Here is a 16,579-nt window from a genome sequence, read left to right as displayed (position 1 = left end):
CACCGCTGTGTCTTAGGCTGGGGGCATGGCTCCCATCTTCCCTTTCGCCGGCGACACGCCGGACATCCACCCCTCCGTCTTCGTTGCGCCGACCGCGTCCATCATCGGACGCGCCTCGCTCGCCGAGGACGCCAGCGCGTTCTACGGCGTCTCCGTGCGGGCGGACACGGCCGCTATCACGGTCGGCACCGGCAGCAACCTGCAGGACAACGTGGTGCTGCACGCCGACCCGGGCTTCCCCTGCAGCGTCGGGGCGCGGGTCAGCGTCGGGCACAGCGCGGTGGTTCACGGCTGCACCGTTGAGGACGACTGCCTCATCGGAATGAGCGCCACCATCCTCAACGGTGCGGTGATCGGCGCCGGCTCGCTCGTGGCGGCCGGCGCCGTGGTGCTGGAAGGCACCGTGGTTCCGCCGCGCTCCCTCGTGGCCGGGGTCCCCGCCAAGGTGCGCCGGGAACTCACTGATGAGGAGTTCGACGGCGTGAAGCGCAACGCGGCACACTACCGTGACCTCGCGCAGGCGCACCGCGAGGTCCACGCGGGCTGACCGCTGACGGCTAGTCGAGGCTGATCGGCCCAAGTGCGTCGAGGACGTCGCCCGGGCCCGGATTCGCGGCGGACGATGAACCGCCGAGGTGGTTCACGACGCCCCAGACCGCGTTGAGTCCGGTCGTCACGGCACCCTCGGCCCAGCCCGCAGTGAACGAGATGTCGTCGCCGGCCAGGAAGATTCCGCGCTGCGCCTCCGGCAGCTTGTCCTGCTTGAAGTGGGTGAAAAGCCGCTGCTGGTAGCGGTAGTGCCCGGGCAGGTTCGCCTTGAACGCGCCCATGAAGTTGGGGTCCGCTTCCCACGAAACGGTGATGGGCTGTCCCACGATGTGGCTGGCAATGTCGACGGTCGGGTAGATCTGTTCCAGCGAGTGCAGCATCAGTTCAACCCGCTGGTCCGCGTCGAGCGCGAGCCATTTCAGCGCGTCGTCGTTCCAGGTGTAGGACAGCAGGATCACGGCGGGCTTGTCCGGGCCGTTGTCCAGCAGGTAGGTGGCGCGGTTCAGGCGGTCCGTCAGTGTCATGGACATGGTTTCGCGGCCAGTGGCGGGATCGATGTCCTTCCAGAACGGCCGGTCCACCATCACGAAGGTTTTGGATGACTGCATGTAGTGCGAGCGCTCGATCGCCGTCCACAGTTCGGCGGGGAACAGCGCCTCTTCGGTGTGGATGCGCGTGGACAGCAGCCACGACTGGCACGTGGTCACTACGGCCGGGTAAGCCGATTCGCGCCCCCACCGCTCGCGGATGCGCAGGTCGCCGTTCGCGTCGCGGCCGATCCGGTCCACGGCTCCCCGCGGGGAGCCGGAGTGCAGTGACGCCAGGGACGTCCCTTCCGGCCAGTGGGCCATGCCCGACGGCGTGTGGTGCCACAGTGCTTCGGGGAGCCGTTGCGCTCCCCCGGCAATAAGACGGTGCTGGTCGTCGGCGTCTGTATAGACGACGCGCAGGATTTCCAGGATGGAGTTGGGGAAGTCCGTGTCCCAGCCTCCTGTGCCGAAGCCCACCTGGCCGAACGCCTCGCGGTGGGCGAAGCCCGCCTTCCGGAACGACTCACTCGCGGCAATGAACCCGTAGAAGGTCTGCTCGTCCAGCAGCGGCAGGAGCTCGTTCCAGAGTTCCTTGATCCGGGCCGTGTCGCGGGCCCGGATGGCCTCCTGCATCTCGCTGAATTTGGCGCCGTCGTTGACAGCAGCCTTCCACGCCTCGGCCACCTCCCGGAAGAACGGCGGCAGGTCCGCCGCGGTGCTTGCGTAGTGCTTCTGCCCGGCAAGTTCGATCACGGTGCTGGAAGTGACAGGTGCCAATGGGTTGGGGAAGTCCTGGGTTTCGAGGCCCAGCAGGTCCACGTAGTGGTAGAACGCCTTGCCGGAGACAGGGAAGCGCATGCCGCCGAGGTCCGCCACAACGCCGGGAGCGGAGGGGAAGCCGGCAGTGCGCAGGCGGCCACCGATCTGGTCGGCCTCGTAGACCACCGGGCGCAGCCCCAGCTTCATGAGTTCATAGGCGGTGACCAGGCCGGAGAGGCCGGCGCCGACCACGGCCACTTCAGTGCCGTAGAGCTCTGGCGGTACCGCCCCCAGCCCGTCCGGGTGGGCAAGGTAATGGTCGTAGCTGAACGGGAAGTCCGGATTCAGCATGGTGATGGGTGCCTGGCCCAGCCTGTCGGCGACGGCCGTCGCGGCGCCGGACGGGGCGAAGGTGGCCGTGCTGGCCGGATCGGACGCCGGCAATTCGGTAGCGGTTGTCATGGAAGCTCTGCCTTCATGGTTTCAGGGTTTGACGGGGTGCTCGAAATTTCGCGGCGGGACAATTCACGGTATTCCTCGTGAGTCAGGGAAGCCACCCTTGAATTGCGGCGGCCATAGCCGAAGTACGCCGCGAGGCCCACCAACATCCAGATGCCGAAGGTCACCCAGGTGTCCGCCCCGAGGTTCGCCATCAGGTACGCACACATGAGCGCCCCGAGGATGGGGGTGAGCGGAAACAGCGGGACTGTGAAGGTCCGCTTGAGTTCGGGACGCACGCGGCGGAGGTAGATGACGGCAACGTTCACCAGCGCGAAGGCGAAAAGGGTGCCGATGCTCGTGGCGTCAGCCAGGGCGCCAAGCGGAACCAGGCCGGCCGTGACTGCCACGAGGATGCCCACAATCAGGGTGCCGGCAACCGGGGTGCCGGTCCTCGCGGAGACCCTGCCGAAGATCCTGGGAATGAGCCCGTCGCGGGCCATGGAGAGAAGGATGCGGGTCTGGCCGTAAAGGACAGTCAGCACGATGCTGGCGATGGCAAGGACTGCTCCGACGGCGAAGACCAGGGCGATCCACGGCTGCCCGGTGGTTTCCTCGAGGATCTTGACCAGTGCCGCTTCATTGCCGTCGAACCAGCCCCAGGGGCGGGCGCCGACCGCGGCCACGGCAACCAGGACGTAGATGGTGGTGACGATCAGCATGGAGAGCATGATGGCCCGAGGCAGGTCCCGCTTGGGGTTGCGTGCTTCCTCACCGGCTGTAGATGCCGCATCGAAGCCGATGTAGGAGAAGAAGACGCTGGAAGCGGCGGCTGAGACACCGGCTGCGCCCATGGGCAGGAGCGGCTCAAAGTTGCCGGCGCTGAAGGCGGTGAAGGCCACTGCGCAGAAGAAGACCAGGATTCCCACCTTGACCACGACGATGGCGGTATTAATCCAAGCGCTTTCCTTGGCGCCCCGAACCAGCAGGATCATGGCGAAGAGCACGATGATCATGGCCGGGATGTTCACGACGCCGCCATCTCCGGGCGGCTGGGTGATGGCATCGGGCAGGATCTGGCCGAAGACCGCCAGGGACTCGTTCACGTACTGGCCGGCGCCAACTGCCACGGCCGCGACCGACACGGCGTATTCGAGCACGAGGCACCAGCCACAGATCCAGGCCATGCCCTCGCCCAAAGTGGCGTAGCTGTAGGAATAGCTGGAGCCGGCCACGGGAACCAGGCCGGCCATTTCGGCGTACGACACTGCCGACAGCAGTGCGGCGAGTCCAGCGATGGCGAAGGAGATCCAGATGGCCGGCCCGGCCACCGGAACCGATTCCCCGAGGATCACCAGGATGCCGGTTCCCAGTGTCGCGCCGACGCTGATCATAGTCAGCTGGAAAACGCCGAAGCTACGGATCAGGCGGGTTCCGCCGTGGCCGGTTTCGGCTTCATGGACCATCTGTCCGATCGGCTTGCGGCGCAGCAGCTGCGCGGCCAGGCCTGGCCGGCCAGCCGGCGGTGCCGGCCGCTGTTCTGTGTAGGTGGGCACAGTCATCGTTGACGTCCGTTCGTGAGTAGTTGTCGTTTCCCCTCGCCCCAGCTTAGGTCTGTGAGCCACCTCTCACTATTGTGCAAAATGACCTATAGTGTTCTGGCATGAGACGTAATGCACAAGAGACCAGCACGCCTTCAGCGGTGCTTTCCGGCCGGGTCAGCGTTGATCTGGCTGCGATTTCCGACAATGTCGGTGCCCTCCGGGCACTCACCCCGGCACCGCATTTCATGGCGGTGGTGAAGGGCAACGCCTACGGCCACGGCCTTGTCGAGGTGGCGCAGGCTGCCCTCGCCGCCGGTGCCGACTGGCTAGGGACGGCACAGCTGACCGAGGCACTTGCGCTGCGCCGCGCAGGCATCACGGCGCCGGTTCTGTCCTGGCTGTACCTCGCCACAGCGTCCAGCGAGATCATCCGCGAAGCCGTGGAAAACGACGTCGACATGTCCTTGGGCAGTCCCGCCCAACTCGACGTCGTGGCCGGCATTGCCCGCTCGCTCGGACGGCCGGCCGCGGTCCACCTTGAGCTGGACAGCGGGCTGAGCCGCGGCGGCGCCCGCGCGGAAGACTGGCCTGGACTCGTGGCCGCCGCACGCACGGCCGAGCTCGAGGGAACGCTCACTGTCCGGGGTATCTGGACCCACCTGGCCTGGGCCGATGTCCCTGCCCACCCCGGGAACGCCGCAGCTGTGGAGGCCTTCGGGGAAGCCGTAGGGCAGGCCCGGGAAGCCGGGCTGGAACCGGAGCTGAGGCATGTGTCCAGCTCGGCAAACATCCTGGACCGCCCCGAATTTGCCTTCGACATGGTGCGGGCCGGGCTGGCCATCTATGGCCTGGCGCCCGCCGACCATCTTGACCCCGCGGATTTCGGGCTGCGTCCGGCGCTGACCGTCACTGCTCCCGTGGTGCTGGTGAAGAAGGTTCCGGCCGGCACCGGAGTGAGCTACGAGCACCAGGCCATCACCCACGAGGCAAGGTATCTGGGGCTGGTCCCCCTCGGCTATGCGGACGGCATCCCGAAGGGCATTTCGGGGCGCAGCATTGTCCAGCTCGGCGGCAGGCGGGTGCCCGTGATCGGCAAGGTGTGCATGGACCAGTTCATGGTGGACCTCGGCCCGGAAGCCGGCGGAGTTTCCGTCGGCGATACCGCCGTGCTGTTCGGTGATCCGGACACGGGGGCGGCGAGCGCCGACGAATGGGGCTCTGCCATCGGCAGCCACGGCGACGAAATCATCAACCGGATCGCGCCCCGTCTGCCCCGGACGTATGGCCTGCCCGAGTCCTATGAGTGCCCCGACTACCAGGACCCTGAAGACGGTGTGCCGCATGTCGCCTGACGCTGCCACCGGAACGGGAACCAGAGCCGGAACGGGAACAGGTGCGGAGCGGCTGAGCGCCGTCACCTTGGAGGAGTTCCTGGACAAGTTGCCGCCGGAGTTGACCATTCTTCACGACGGCGGCAACGGTTCCGGGCTGCTGCGCTGGGTGGAGCCCAGCGAGCTGGAGGACCCCACGCCGTACCTGCTCGACGGCGAGTTCCTCCTCACGGCGGGCCTGCCGTTCGTGGGTGAGGCAGGCAATGAGGCCCGGGTTGACGCCTACGTGCGGCGCCTGGTGGGAGCCCGTGTGGGAGCCCTGGGCTTCGGGCTGGAACCCTACTTCGATGCGGTGCCGGAAGCACTGGTCAAGGCCTGCGTCCGGCATAACCTGACACTGGTTGAGGTACCAGGCACTGTGCCGTTCGCTGCCATCGGGCTGGAGTTCTCGCAGCTGCTCGAATCGGATAACGCCAAAGTCTTCCGGCAGCTGGCGGACACCAACCGGCAGCTGATGCGCGCGGTCCTTTCCGCGCGGCCCGAGCATGAGCTCCTGGCCGCCCTGGTCCAGCGTGTCCCGGTATGGGCAGTGCTGGTCGGCGCGGACGGCAGGGTCCGCGCCCGGGCGGGCACCGGCGTCGAGCTTTCCGCCCTGCAGCAGATCCTCGAGCGGCTGCTCGGCGGCAGCGGCCCCCGCGTGGAAATGGATTCCTTCGACGTTCCCGGCTCTGCCCTGGTGTTCGGGCACCCGCTGCGCAGCACGCGCGACGCCAACCTCGGCGCCCTGATTCTCGGAACGGACCAGCCGCTGACCCCGTCGCAGAACAGCGTGGTCTCGTCCGCCGTCGGGCTGCTGGAGCTGCTGGTCCGGCAGCGGACCAGCGGATCCCTCGCGCCGAGCCAGCTGGCCACGGCACTGCTGCTGCATCCGGACAGCCTGGTCAGCGGCGGAACCCGGCACGTCAATGGGCTCAGGGACCTGCTGGCCCAAAGCACCTCCTCCACCCGGTCAGCGCTGCTGCGCGTGGTGCAGGGAATCAAGGCGGAGCAGGGCACGTGGCCCGCGGGCGACAGCCCCGTCCGGGAGTTGCTGCAGTGGCGGCGGCTGTTCGACACCAAACTCGTGGAGATCACGGACTACGGCTTCGCGGCAGTGACCCGGCTGAAGGTTGATGATGCACTCGTCAGCGAAGTCGAGAAGCTCGGCTGGCGCCTCGTCATCGGGGAGGCCACCGAACTGGCGGGCCTGGCCGCAGCGTATCAGCGGGTGACGTCCCTGCGGTCGCGGGTCCAGAACACCGGCAAGAGCGCGAGGGTGGACGACGTGTCATGGAGCGTGGCCGGCCTCCTCGGACGCGAGGCCGGCACCATGCTGGCGGGCAGGCTGCTGGAGCCGCTGCTGAACCAGGAACCGGAGCGCCGGGACGCGCAGCTGGCTGTCCTGCGATCGTGGCTGGGCGAAAACGGGAGCTGGGACGCCACTGCCAAGGTACTGGGGCTGCACCGCAACAGCGTTCGGCGCCAGATCAATGCCGTGGCGGAGCTGCTGGACGCCGACCTCAACCAGGCGCAAGTGCGGGCGGAGCTGTGGATCGCCCTGCAGTACGTGGACGAGCTGTTGTCGGCCGGCGGCGCTGCGGGCTGATGCCCGTCCTCCTGGAGCGGCTAATCCCGGCGCAGGCTGTCTTCCCAGGAACGGTAGACGGCGGGACGGCGCTCGGCAAGGTACGGCACGGCGTCCCTCGCGTCCCGGGCCGCCTCCGCGCTGACTTCGGCGAACAGTAGCTGCGGCCCCGGCCCGGCGGCGGCGAGCCGGGAGCCATCCGGCGCGGCTATCACGCTCCCGCCGAGGAATTCGCAGCCGTCCTCCGCCCCGGAGTGGTTGGCGTAGGCCACGGTCAGCTGGCTTTCCAGCGCCCTTGCCCGCAGCAGGATCTGGGGCACCTCTTCGAAGCCGTGGGCCAGCGCAGTGGGAACCAGGAGCAGTTCGGCGCCGCGCGCGGCGGCCGCCCGGGCGGTCTCGGGGAATTCCACGTCGTAGCAGATTGCCAGTGATGTCCTGATCCCGTCCAGCATGACGACGTCGGGGGCTGCTTCCGCGGGGCTGAAGGCCTTCCGCTCCTCTGGACCAAACAAATGCACTTTGGCGTAGCTGAGCAGCTCATCCCCCCTGCTGCTGGTGAGTGTGGCCGAGATGTGCCACCGCCCGTCGGCCGCGACGGCAGGGAGGCTGTATACGACGGCGATGTTGTGGCGCTTGGCGATGTCCGCCAAGGTCCGCCGGATTGCGGGAAGGTCGGCGGGGTCCAGTTCGGTTCGCACGCGCAGCGGGGCATAGCCCACCGGAAACAGCTCCGGAGTCAGCAAAACGCGTGCACCGGCGGCCGCAGCCTGACGCGCCGCCTCCTCGACCGCGCCGCAGTTGCGTTCCACATCTAAAACACTGGAATTCGCCTGCATCAGCGCCAGCAACACCATGATCACCTCGAGAGTTTGTGTCAACGTCAGCGGCTTCCGGACCGCCTTCCTCCTCAGCGTAGCCCGGGCTTCTGCTGTCCGGGACGGGCCATTTGCACCTTCCGTGGCGGGCTTCGGGACGTATTGTCCGCCCGCCACAACACCCGGACAATCGTGGCGCTGCGTTAACTTCTTGACTACAACGCGCTGGTGGTGCACTCTTCTAAGCATGCCCTCAACATCGCGCTCAACGAGGAGCCGAACCAAAAACCCGGGGTCACAGTCTGCCCTCCGGCACCTGAACCAGCAGCGGATCATCGAATGCCTGCTTAACGGCCCCTCCACCCAGGCGGAGCTCGCCCGGCAAACGGGCCTGTCCACCGCCACGGTTTCCAACATCGTCAAGATCATGCAGGACTCCGGCCTGGCGTCGACCGAACCGATCACCAGTTCGGGGCGGCGGGCCCTGAATGTCCGGCTGAACAGCAACGGCGCCGTGGCCGTGGGCATCGATTTTGGCCGCCGGCATCTGCGCGTCGTGCTGGCCACCCTGAGCTACCACATCATCGCCGAGGAATCCGTGCTCCTGCCTCTGGGCCACCATGCGGACGAGGGCATCGAGGCCGCCGTTGCGCTGTTGACCAAGCTGCTGGCCGCCAGCAGCGTGGAGCGCAGCGCCATCGTGGGGGCCGGCGTTGGGATTCCGGGTCCTATCGACCGGCGGACGGGCACGGTGGCGCAGGGCGCCATCCTGCCTGAATGGGTGGGTATCAACATCCTCCAGCACCTTGAAAACACGCTGCAGTTCCCCGTGTTCATCGACAACGACGCCAATCTTGGCGCCCTCTCGGAAGTCACTTGGGGGCCGCACAGCGGCATCAGCAACCTCATGTTCATGAAGATCGGATCGGGCATCGGCGCCGGGCTCATCCTCAATGGCGCGCCGTACTACGGGAACGTGGGCATCACCGGTGAAATCGGCCATGCCACCATCCACGAACACGGCCTGATCTGCCGCTGCGGGAACAGGGGTTGCCTCGAGACCATCGCGTCCACCACCACCATGATCGAGTTCCTGAGCCGGGGCAGGGACAAACCGATGACCCCGGAAGACATCGTCCATAAGGCCCTGGCCAGGGACTCGGCCACCTTGCGCGTGGTGGACGACGTCGGCCTGGCAGTGGGCCGCGCCCTGGGCAATGTTGCCAACCTGATCAACCCGGAGGTGATCGTCGTGGGCGGCCCCCTGGCCGGGCTCGGCGACATTCTGCTTGACCCTATCCGCAGGGGTTTGGTGCGGCACGCCGTTCCCGTCATCGGGGAAACCACGACCCTGACGATGTCCTCCTTGGGTGACCGTGCCGAGGCCTTGGGAGCCGCCGCCCTGGTCTTCCAGCATGCCGGAATCAGGCGCTCGTAGCTTTTCGTTACCTAGCCGTTGCGTTAAAGACTTGACGACAATGGCTGTGATCCAGTTTACTTTTTCATCAGACGGCCCCTGCGGTTTGCGGGGCGGACAACGTAGTCACGCATTGGAGGCGTAAGGGCATATGACGTCCGACAGCACGCACAGAGATCCCGTAATCCTCGAGATGCGCTCCATCACGAAGGAATTCCCCGGCGTTAAAGCATTGGCCGATGTGAATCTGCGGGTGAAGGCGGGAGAGATTCACGCAATCTGCGGAGAGAACGGCGCCGGCAAGTCCACCCTGATGAAGGTCCTCTCGGGCGTGTACCCGTACGGAACCTACACCGGCGACGTCGTATACCAGTCCCAGGTCCAGCAGTTCAAGGACATCCGGGCCAGCGAGCACGCCGGAATCGTGATCATCCACCAGGAGCTCGCCCTGATCCCGGAGCTCTCCATCACGGAGAACATCTTCCTGGGCAACGAACCGGTCAAACGCGGCGTGATCGACTGGGCCGAGGCCCGCACCAGGACCCGCGAGCTGCTCGCCCGGGTGGGGCTGCGCGAAGACCCGGATACCCCCATCAAGGAAATCGGCGTCGGCAAGCAGCAGCTCGTGGAGATCGCCAAGGCGCTGAGCAAGTCCGTGAAGCTCCTCATCCTCGACGAGCCCACCGCGGCGCTGAATGAGTCGGACTCCCAGCACCTGCTGGACCTGATGCTGGGCCTGAAGGGCCGCGGCATCACGTCCATCATCATTTCGCACAAGCTCAACGAGATCGAGCAGATCGCGGATTCCATCACGATCATCCGTGACGGCAAGTCCATCGAGACCCTTGATGTGAAGGCCGACGGCGTTGACGAGGACCGGATCATCAAGGGCATGGTGGGCCGGACGCTGGAGTCGCGCTTCCCGCATCACGAGCCCAAGATCGGCGAGGTCCTCTTCGAGGTCAAGAACTGGACCGTCGGGCACCCGCAGATCCAGGACCGGCTGGTCTGCAAGGGCTCCAACTTCTTCGTCCGCCGCGGCGAGATCGTGGGCTTCGCCGGGCTCATGGGCGCCGGCCGCACCGAACTGGCCCGCTCTGTGTTCGGCCGTTCCTACGGCCGGTACATCACCGGCAGCATCTACAAGGACGGCAAGGAACTCCAGCTCAAGAACGTCAAACAGGCCATCGATGCCGGCCTCGGCTACGTCACAGAGGACCGGAAGTCCCTCGGCCTGAACCTCTTGGACGATATCAAGACCACCACTGTCTCGGCTGCGCTGAACAAGATCAGCAGGCATTTCGTTGTGGATTCCAACAAGGAATTCACGGTGGCTGAGCAGTACCGCAAGTCCCTGCGCACCAAGACGCCGTCCGTGGAGGAAGGCGTGGCCAAGCTCTCCGGCGGCAATCAGCAGAAGGTGGTCCTGGCCAAGTGGATGTTCACGGACCCTGACCTGCTGATCCTGGACGAGCCCACCCGCGGCATCGATGTCGGGGCCAAGTACGAGATCTACGGCATCATCCAGCAGCTGGCCAATCAAGGCAAGGGGGTCATCGTCATCTCGTCCGAACTGCCTGAACTGCTGGGCCTCTCCGACCGCATCTACACCATCTTCGAAGGCGCCATCACAGGTGTCCTGAACAAAGACGAGGCCAGCCAGGAAAGCCTGATGAAGCTGATGACCTCCGCCCGAAAAGCCGCCGCCTGACCCTCTGGAATCCTCCAGAACCTTCCAGAACAAGGACTGACAAATGAACGCGCTCAAGAAGCTCTTTGGCGGCAACACCCGCCAATTCGGCATGATCTTCGCCTTGGTTGCACTGATCATCTTCTTCCAATTCGCCACCGACGGCCGCACGCTCACTCCAGGCAACGTCATCAACCTCTTCAACGGCAACTCCTACATCCTTATCCTGGCCATCGGCATGGTGCTGGTCATCATCGCCGGGCACATTGACCTGTCAGTCGGCTCCGTGGCGGCGTTCGTGGGCGTCACCGTTGCCCTGGCCATTCGGGACTGGGGAATACCTTGGTACGCGGGTATTCTGCTCGGCCTTGGCCTGGGAATCCTGATCGGCGCCTGGCAAGGGTTCTGGACGGCGTATGTAGGGATACCCGCATTCATCGTGACGCTTGCCGGCATGCTCCTGTTCCGCGGTTTCAACCAGTTCGTCGGCAAATCCAACACCATCCCGGTCCCCGCCGACTTCCAGTACATCGGCTCCGGCTATCTTCCGGAGGTCGGTCCGAACACCGGCTTCAACAACCTGACCCTGCTGCTTGGCCTGCTGGGCGTCGCGTTCGTGGTCTTCAGCGAACTCCGGGCCCGCCGCACGGCCAAAGCACTGGGTGCGGAAGTTGCCGAAGGCTGGGTGGTGGCCGTGAAGCTGATCCTCATCTGCGGTGCCATCCTGTACGCGACGTACTTGTTCGCCACGGGCCGCCCGGGAACGTCCTTCCCGATCCCCGGCCTCATCCTTGCCGTGCTGGTCCTGATCTACGGGTTCATCTCCTCCAAGACCGTCGTCGGCCGCCACGTCTACGCGGTCGGCGGCAACCGCCACGCAGCAGAGCTCTCCGGAGTCCAGTCCAAGAAGGTTAACTTCCTGGTCATGATGAACATGTCCATCCTGGCCGGCCTCGCCGGCATGATCTTCGTCGGCCGTTCCACCGCCTCCGGCCCGTTCGACGGCGTTGGCTGGGAACTCGATGCCATCGCAGCTGTGTTCATCGGCGGCGCGGCGGTGACTGGCGGCGTGGGCACGGTTATCGGTTCGATCGTCGGTGGCCTCGTGATGGCTGTGCTGAACAACGGCCTGCAGCTCCTCGGCGTCGGCGCAGACCTCACCCAGATCATCAAGGGCCTGGTCCTGCTGATCGCCGTTGCCTTCGACGTCTACAACAAGAGCCAGGGCAAGCGGTCCATCATCGGCATGCTGACCCAGAACTTCAACCGCCCCAGGGGCGGAACGCCGCTTCAGCCCGACGAAGTGACTTCGACCAAAGAAACCATCGCCCGGGAAGCCTGAGCACTGACCGCTCCCCGGACGCATTTCCCACCCCTATAGAAAGTGAACCAAGCAATGCGAATGATTGGTAAAGCAGGAAAGGCGGCAGCAGTCGCTGCCATTGCGGCACTGGCGCTGACAGCCTGCGGCCGTTCCGACACCGGCACAACGGGCGGTGGCACCGCAGGCGGCGAGGCTTTCCCCAAGGACTCCTCGATCGGCGTCGCACTCCCGCAGAAGACCAGTGAAAACTGGGTCCTGGCGGAAAAGCTGTTCAACGACGGGCTCAAGGAAACCGGCTTCAAGCCGGACGTCCAGTTCGCCAATGGCGGCGTTTCCGAACAGCAGAACCAGATCAGTGCCATGATCACCAAGGGAGCCAAGGTCATCATCGTCGGCGCCATCGACGGTGCCCAGCTTGGCACCCAGCTCAAGCAGGCCAAGGACGCCGGCGCGACCATCATCGCGTACGACCGCCTGCTGCTGAACACCAACGACGTGGACTACTACGTTGCCTACGACAACTTCAAGGTGGGCGAGCTGCAGGGCCAGGCACTCCTCGAAGGCATGCAGAAGAAGAAGCCGCAGGGCCCGTACAACATCGAGCTCTTCGCCGGCTCCCCTGACGACGCCAACGCGAAGGTCTTCTTCGACGGCGCCATGAGCGTGCTCCAGCCGAAGATCGACGACGGCACGCTCAAGGTGCTGTCCGGCCAAACATCGTTCGGACAGGCCGTTACGCAGGGCTGGAAGGCAGAAAACGCCCAGCGCCGCGCCGACACCCTGCTGACCGGCAGCTACGGCAGCGCTTCGCTGGACGGCGTGCTGTCCCCGAACGACACCCTGGCCCGCGCTGTCTTGACCGCCGTGAAGGGTGCGGGCAAGCCGCTGCCCGTCATCACCGGCCAGGACTCCGAGGTTGAGTCGGTCAAGTCCATCATGGCCGGGGAGCAGTACTCCACCATCAACAAGGACACGCGCAAGCTCGTTGAGCATGCGATCGTCATGGTCAAGGACATCCAGGCCGGCAAGACGCCTGAGATCAACGACGACAAGTCCTACAACAACAAGGTCAAGACCGTTCCGGCCTACCTGCTGGAGCCGGTCATCGTGACCCAGGAGAACGTCAAGACGGCCTACGTGGACGATCCGGTACTCGGACCGATCACCAAGTAGCCGCACTGACGGCGTAACGCCAAACGCTCCACCCAAGAGCCCCGGCTCCCCGCAAAAGGAGGGCCGGGGCTCTTGGCGTCCCACCCCACCCTCCCGCACTTCCTGCCGCCCAAACCCCAACCCTCCCGCACGCGGTGAGAGGATGGCGTCATGACTTCGCCCATCGCCACGCCGTGGCTTTTCAGCCAGTCCAACCAGGATCCCCGTGCCGCCACCGGCGCGGCGTTGCGCTGGGGAGTGATCGCCACCGGCAGAATCGCCTCGCTGGTATCCCGGGACTTGGCCCTGCTCGATGACGCCGAGCTCTATGCCGTCAGTTCGCGCCGGCAAGCGGCGGCGGACGCGTTTGCCGCGGAATTCGGCTTCGCCACGGCGTACGGTGACGACGGCGGCCAGCGGGGCTACCAGCGGCTCCTCGCCGACGACGCGGTGGACGTCGTGTACGTGGCCACGCCTCACGCCCAGCATCACCAGATGGTGCTCGCGGCCCTCAACGCGGGAAAGCACGTCCTGTGCGAAAAGGCTTTCACCATCAATGCCCGTGAGGCAGCCGAGCTCATAGCCGTTGCCCGCGAAAAGAACCTGTTCCTAATGGAGGCCGTGTGGAGCCGCTTCCTGCCGAGCATGCAGCGGGCGTTTGAAATCGCACGATCTGGCGAACTCGGCACCGTACAGTGGGTCACCGCGGATCTCGGCTTCCCGGCACCGTACTCCCCCACCGCGCGCCTATGGGCAGTCAAGGACGGCGGCGGGGCGCTCCTCGACCTCACCGTCTACCCCCTGCTGTGGGCTCTGGGCACGCTGGGATTCCCGCATGCCGTCAGTGCCACGGGCACACTTAATGACGACGGCGTGGACGCACAGAACGCCCTGACGCTGGAGTACCACCACGGGGCACAGGCACAACTGACCTCGTCTCTTCTCGCTTACGGCCCGCGCGCCGCCACCGTGGCCGGAAGCCTGGGCTACCTTCAAACGCTCGGCTCCATAAACAACCCCAAGCAGCTTGTTATTGGAATCGGCCGCGAACCGCTGCGCACAGAGCACTTCGACATAGCCGGCCTGGGCTACACCTACGAGCTTCGCGAGGTGACTCGGTGCGTCCAGCAGGGTTTGACGGAAAGCCCGGTCATGCCGCTGGAAGATTCGTTGAACACCATGCGGCTTTTCGACGGCGTCCGGGCGCAGCTGGGTGTCAGCTACCCAAATGATGCCCACTGACAGCGCTCTGCCCCGGCGCGGGACTGTCGATTCGATGGATTTTATTCGTTTGGCTCTGGACTCTGCCTTTCAAGGAGGCATACGCTGTAAAAGATCGTCAGAGTGTTCGCAGACCGGGGGGTGTCGAGCATGGCCAGCAGTGCGTTGTCGTGGTCCGCTCTGCGCCCCTTGCGTCCAGTGCTCCTTGCGGGCGCGGCAGCCGTGGCTTGGCTTTCCTTCACGGCGCCGGCCGCCGATGCCAGCACCCAGCAGGGGCAGGACTCCCTACTCAGCGGGATCTCTTCCGCGGTGACTTCGTCACTCAACAGTGAGTCCAAGGCTGCCCACGTCGCTCAAACGGCACAGAAATCCATTCATTCCATGGCCGAAGCGCCTGCCAGGCACACGCGTGCTGTGGCTGTTCCCGCACCCGGTTCAGCCACGATTCCACAGCCTGCGCCTGGGCCGGTACGTTCCGCTCCTGAAGCGGCGCCCCGCGCCATACCCTCGCTCGTGAGTGAGCTCGCTGCCCCGCTGCAGGCAGCCGCGCCCACCCTGGCCCCGGTCAAAGTGCTCCCGGCTGACACAGCGACGCTCCTCACTGCGCCCGTGACCACTTTGGCGGACACGGCAGTCAGCGGCATCGCGGAGAAGGTGGCAGGAACTGTTGTACGGCCGGTGACGGAAGCGGCACCTGCGTTGGAACCATACCTCGAATCCATTGCGGATGTCCTCGAAGGGGCGCCGCCGCTTGCGGCACCTGCCGTTACACCCGTTGTGGATGTCGTTCAGGCACTCACCCCGTCGCAGCAGTCCGACGGCGTTCTACCGTTCCCGGCAGTCCCGGGACCCGCTTCCCCGGAAAGCGCTGACGGTGCCCGTGTGTTCACTGCGCACTCCCCTGTCCCGGTTCCCGTGGCCGCAGGCATCTCCGGGCTAAGGCCCTTGTTCCACGCCGCTGCCTTCCATTCACTGGAACCCGTGGGAGCTGCCCAGTCTCCTCCCGGCATGTCCGCAGGAGGAGGGATGCCATCCGGTGGCGACGCGGACCCGGCGGCTGCCCCGCCCCCGACTCCGCCCGCTGGCTCCGGATCAGGCAACGGCCAGTCGCCCGGCGGGCCCTCAACGTCAGCCGCCTGGCTGACCAGTCCGTTCGACTTCCTTCCGCTCGCGGGCCGTGTGCCTGCTAGCGGTCCGCCTCAGCGCATCCCCTCACCGGTGGCTATGGACCCCGGTTCTTCGCCTGACTAGTTGGGCCTGCTCTGCCATTCCTTGTGCAGAAACATGGCCGATTTCGGGCCGCCTTGAGCGCCCGACAACAACTCTTCAGGAGACATCAAAATGCATCAGAACCTTCGCAGGGGCCTTCTGGGCACCCTCTTTGCCGGCGGGCTTTTAGCCCTCGGCGCCACCGCGGCTAACGCGGACACAACCGTCACCGGCACTGTTGCCGTCGGATCCGAGTCCGTTTCGGCGGACGTCAATGCTTCGACGTCGTTGGGCCTGCTGGGTGGTCCAACGACGTCGGGGGCTTCCCAAGTTGCGGCCGTCGCCGAGGTTAGTCTCGGCAACACCACAACCGGCACCGGCACCACAGGTACCGGCACCACCGCGGACGCTGTCGTTGACGCGAACCTCGGCAACGCTACAGGCGCGCCAGCGGGCAACGGCACGACCGCCGACGCTGTCGTTGACGTGAACCTCGGCAACGCCGCAGCCGCCCCAACAGGCACCGGCACTACCGCAGCCGCCCTCGTCGACGTCAACCTGGGCAACACCGGAACGGCAACGGGCAACGGCACGACCGCCGACGCCTTGGTCGACGTCGCAACGGGCAACGGCACCACCGCCGACGCTGTGGTCGACGTGAACCTCGGCAACGCTGCAGGCACCGGCACCACCGCAGACGCCCTCGTTGACGTGAACCTCGGCAACGCCGGAACGGCAACGGGCAACGGCACGACCGCCGACGCTGTCGTTGACGTGAACCTGGGCAACGCCACAGGCACCGGCACCACCGCCGACGCTGTCGTTGACGTGAATCTCGGCAACGCCACAGGCACCGGCACCACCGCCGACGCTGTCGTTGACGTGAATCTCGGCAACGCCACAGGCACCGGCACCACCGCCGACGCTGTCGTAGACGTGAATCTCGGCAACGCCACAGGCACCGGCACCACCGCCG

At 65.8% G+C, this 16,579-nt stretch carries 13 protein-coding genes; 10 read left to right on the top strand and 3 right to left on the bottom strand.

Annotated elements, in window-relative coordinates:
- Nucleotides 1–25: 25 nt before the first annotated feature.
- On the top strand, nucleotides 26–547 hold the full coding sequence (locus AC5RUM_RS04910) for a gamma carbonic anhydrase family protein (protein WP_494033906.1): 522 nt from the start codon (nucleotides 26–28) through the stop codon (nucleotides 545–547).
- Nucleotides 548–557: 10 nt separating this feature from the next.
- Here AC5RUM_RS04910 and AC5RUM_RS04905 read toward each other — a convergent pair whose 3' ends face one another.
- Both AC5RUM_RS04905 and AC5RUM_RS04900 read right to left on the bottom strand, forming a co-directional pair.
- Entirely contained in the window at nucleotides 558–2,300 is a 1,743-nt protein-coding gene (locus tag AC5RUM_RS04905) for a flavin monoamine oxidase family protein (RefSeq protein ID WP_494033905.1), read from the bottom strand.
- A complete protein-coding gene (locus AC5RUM_RS04900; RefSeq protein WP_494033904.1) occupies nucleotides 2,297–3,838 on the bottom strand; it encodes an amino acid permease in 1,542 nt (513 codons plus the stop codon). Before AC5RUM_RS04900 ends, AC5RUM_RS04905 begins: the two co-directional genes overlap by 4 nt.
- A gap of 101 nt (nucleotides 3,839–3,939) precedes the next feature.
- Here AC5RUM_RS04900 and alr point away from each other — a divergent pair, with 101 nt between their 5' ends.
- Nucleotides 3,940–5,172, top strand: a complete 1,233-nt coding sequence (gene alr / locus AC5RUM_RS04895; protein WP_494033903.1) for an alanine racemase — start codon at nucleotides 3,940–3,942, stop codon at nucleotides 5,170–5,172.
- Nucleotides 5,162–6,796 (top strand): PucR family transcriptional regulator, encoded by a 1,635-nt coding sequence (locus AC5RUM_RS04890; RefSeq protein WP_494033902.1) that lies wholly within the window; start codon nucleotides 5,162–5,164, stop codon nucleotides 6,794–6,796. Before alr ends, AC5RUM_RS04890 begins: the two co-directional genes overlap by 11 nt.
- A gap of 20 nt (nucleotides 6,797–6,816) precedes the next feature.
- Here the strand turns inward: AC5RUM_RS04890 and AC5RUM_RS04885 are convergent, their stop codons facing one another.
- Nucleotides 6,817–7,629, bottom strand: coding sequence for a nitrilase-related carbon-nitrogen hydrolase (locus AC5RUM_RS04885; RefSeq protein WP_494034201.1), 813 nt, complete (start codon nucleotides 7,627–7,629; stop codon nucleotides 6,817–6,819).
- A 208-nt stretch (nucleotides 7,630–7,837) separates the two neighbouring features.
- Here AC5RUM_RS04885 and AC5RUM_RS04880 point away from each other — a divergent pair, with 208 nt between their 5' ends.
- The 7 genes from AC5RUM_RS04880 to AC5RUM_RS04850 form a co-directional block, all read left to right on the top strand.
- Entirely contained in the window at nucleotides 7,838–9,028 is a 1,191-nt protein-coding gene (locus tag AC5RUM_RS04880) for an ROK family transcriptional regulator (RefSeq protein ID WP_494033901.1), read from the top strand.
- A gap of 130 nt (nucleotides 9,029–9,158) precedes the next feature.
- Nucleotides 9,159–10,718 carry a multiple monosaccharide ABC transporter ATP-binding protein gene (gene mmsA, locus AC5RUM_RS04875; RefSeq protein ID WP_494033900.1) on the top strand — a complete coding sequence of 520 codons (1,560 nt, stop codon included), beginning with the start codon at nucleotides 9,159–9,161 and terminating at the stop codon, nucleotides 10,716–10,718.
- Between the two features lie 43 nt (nucleotides 10,719–10,761).
- Nucleotides 10,762–12,039 (top strand): multiple monosaccharide ABC transporter permease, encoded by a 1,278-nt coding sequence (mmsB, locus tag AC5RUM_RS04870; protein ID WP_494033899.1) that lies wholly within the window; start codon nucleotides 10,762–10,764, stop codon nucleotides 12,037–12,039.
- 54 nt (nucleotides 12,040–12,093) lie between these two features.
- A complete protein-coding gene (locus AC5RUM_RS04865) occupies nucleotides 12,094–13,194 on the top strand; it encodes a substrate-binding domain-containing protein (RefSeq protein ID WP_494033898.1) in 1,101 nt (366 codons plus the stop codon).
- A gap of 150 nt (nucleotides 13,195–13,344) precedes the next feature.
- Nucleotides 13,345–14,415, top strand: a complete 1,071-nt coding sequence (locus tag AC5RUM_RS04860; protein WP_494033897.1) for a Gfo/Idh/MocA family protein — start codon at nucleotides 13,345–13,347, stop codon at nucleotides 14,413–14,415.
- 492 nt (nucleotides 14,416–14,907) lie between these two features.
- A complete protein-coding gene (locus AC5RUM_RS04855; protein WP_494033896.1) occupies nucleotides 14,908–15,645 on the top strand; it encodes a hypothetical protein in 738 nt (245 codons plus the stop codon).
- 90 nt (nucleotides 15,646–15,735) lie between these two features.
- Nucleotides 15,736–16,579 (top strand): hypothetical protein (locus AC5RUM_RS04850; RefSeq protein WP_494033895.1); only part of this gene is annotated, 844 nt, incomplete at its 3' end.

This window comes from Arthrobacter sp. B2060 (assembly GCF_059090445.1).
The sequence above is the reverse complement of the archived record's forward strand: the minus strand, read 5'-3'. Positions and strand labels throughout refer to the sequence as shown.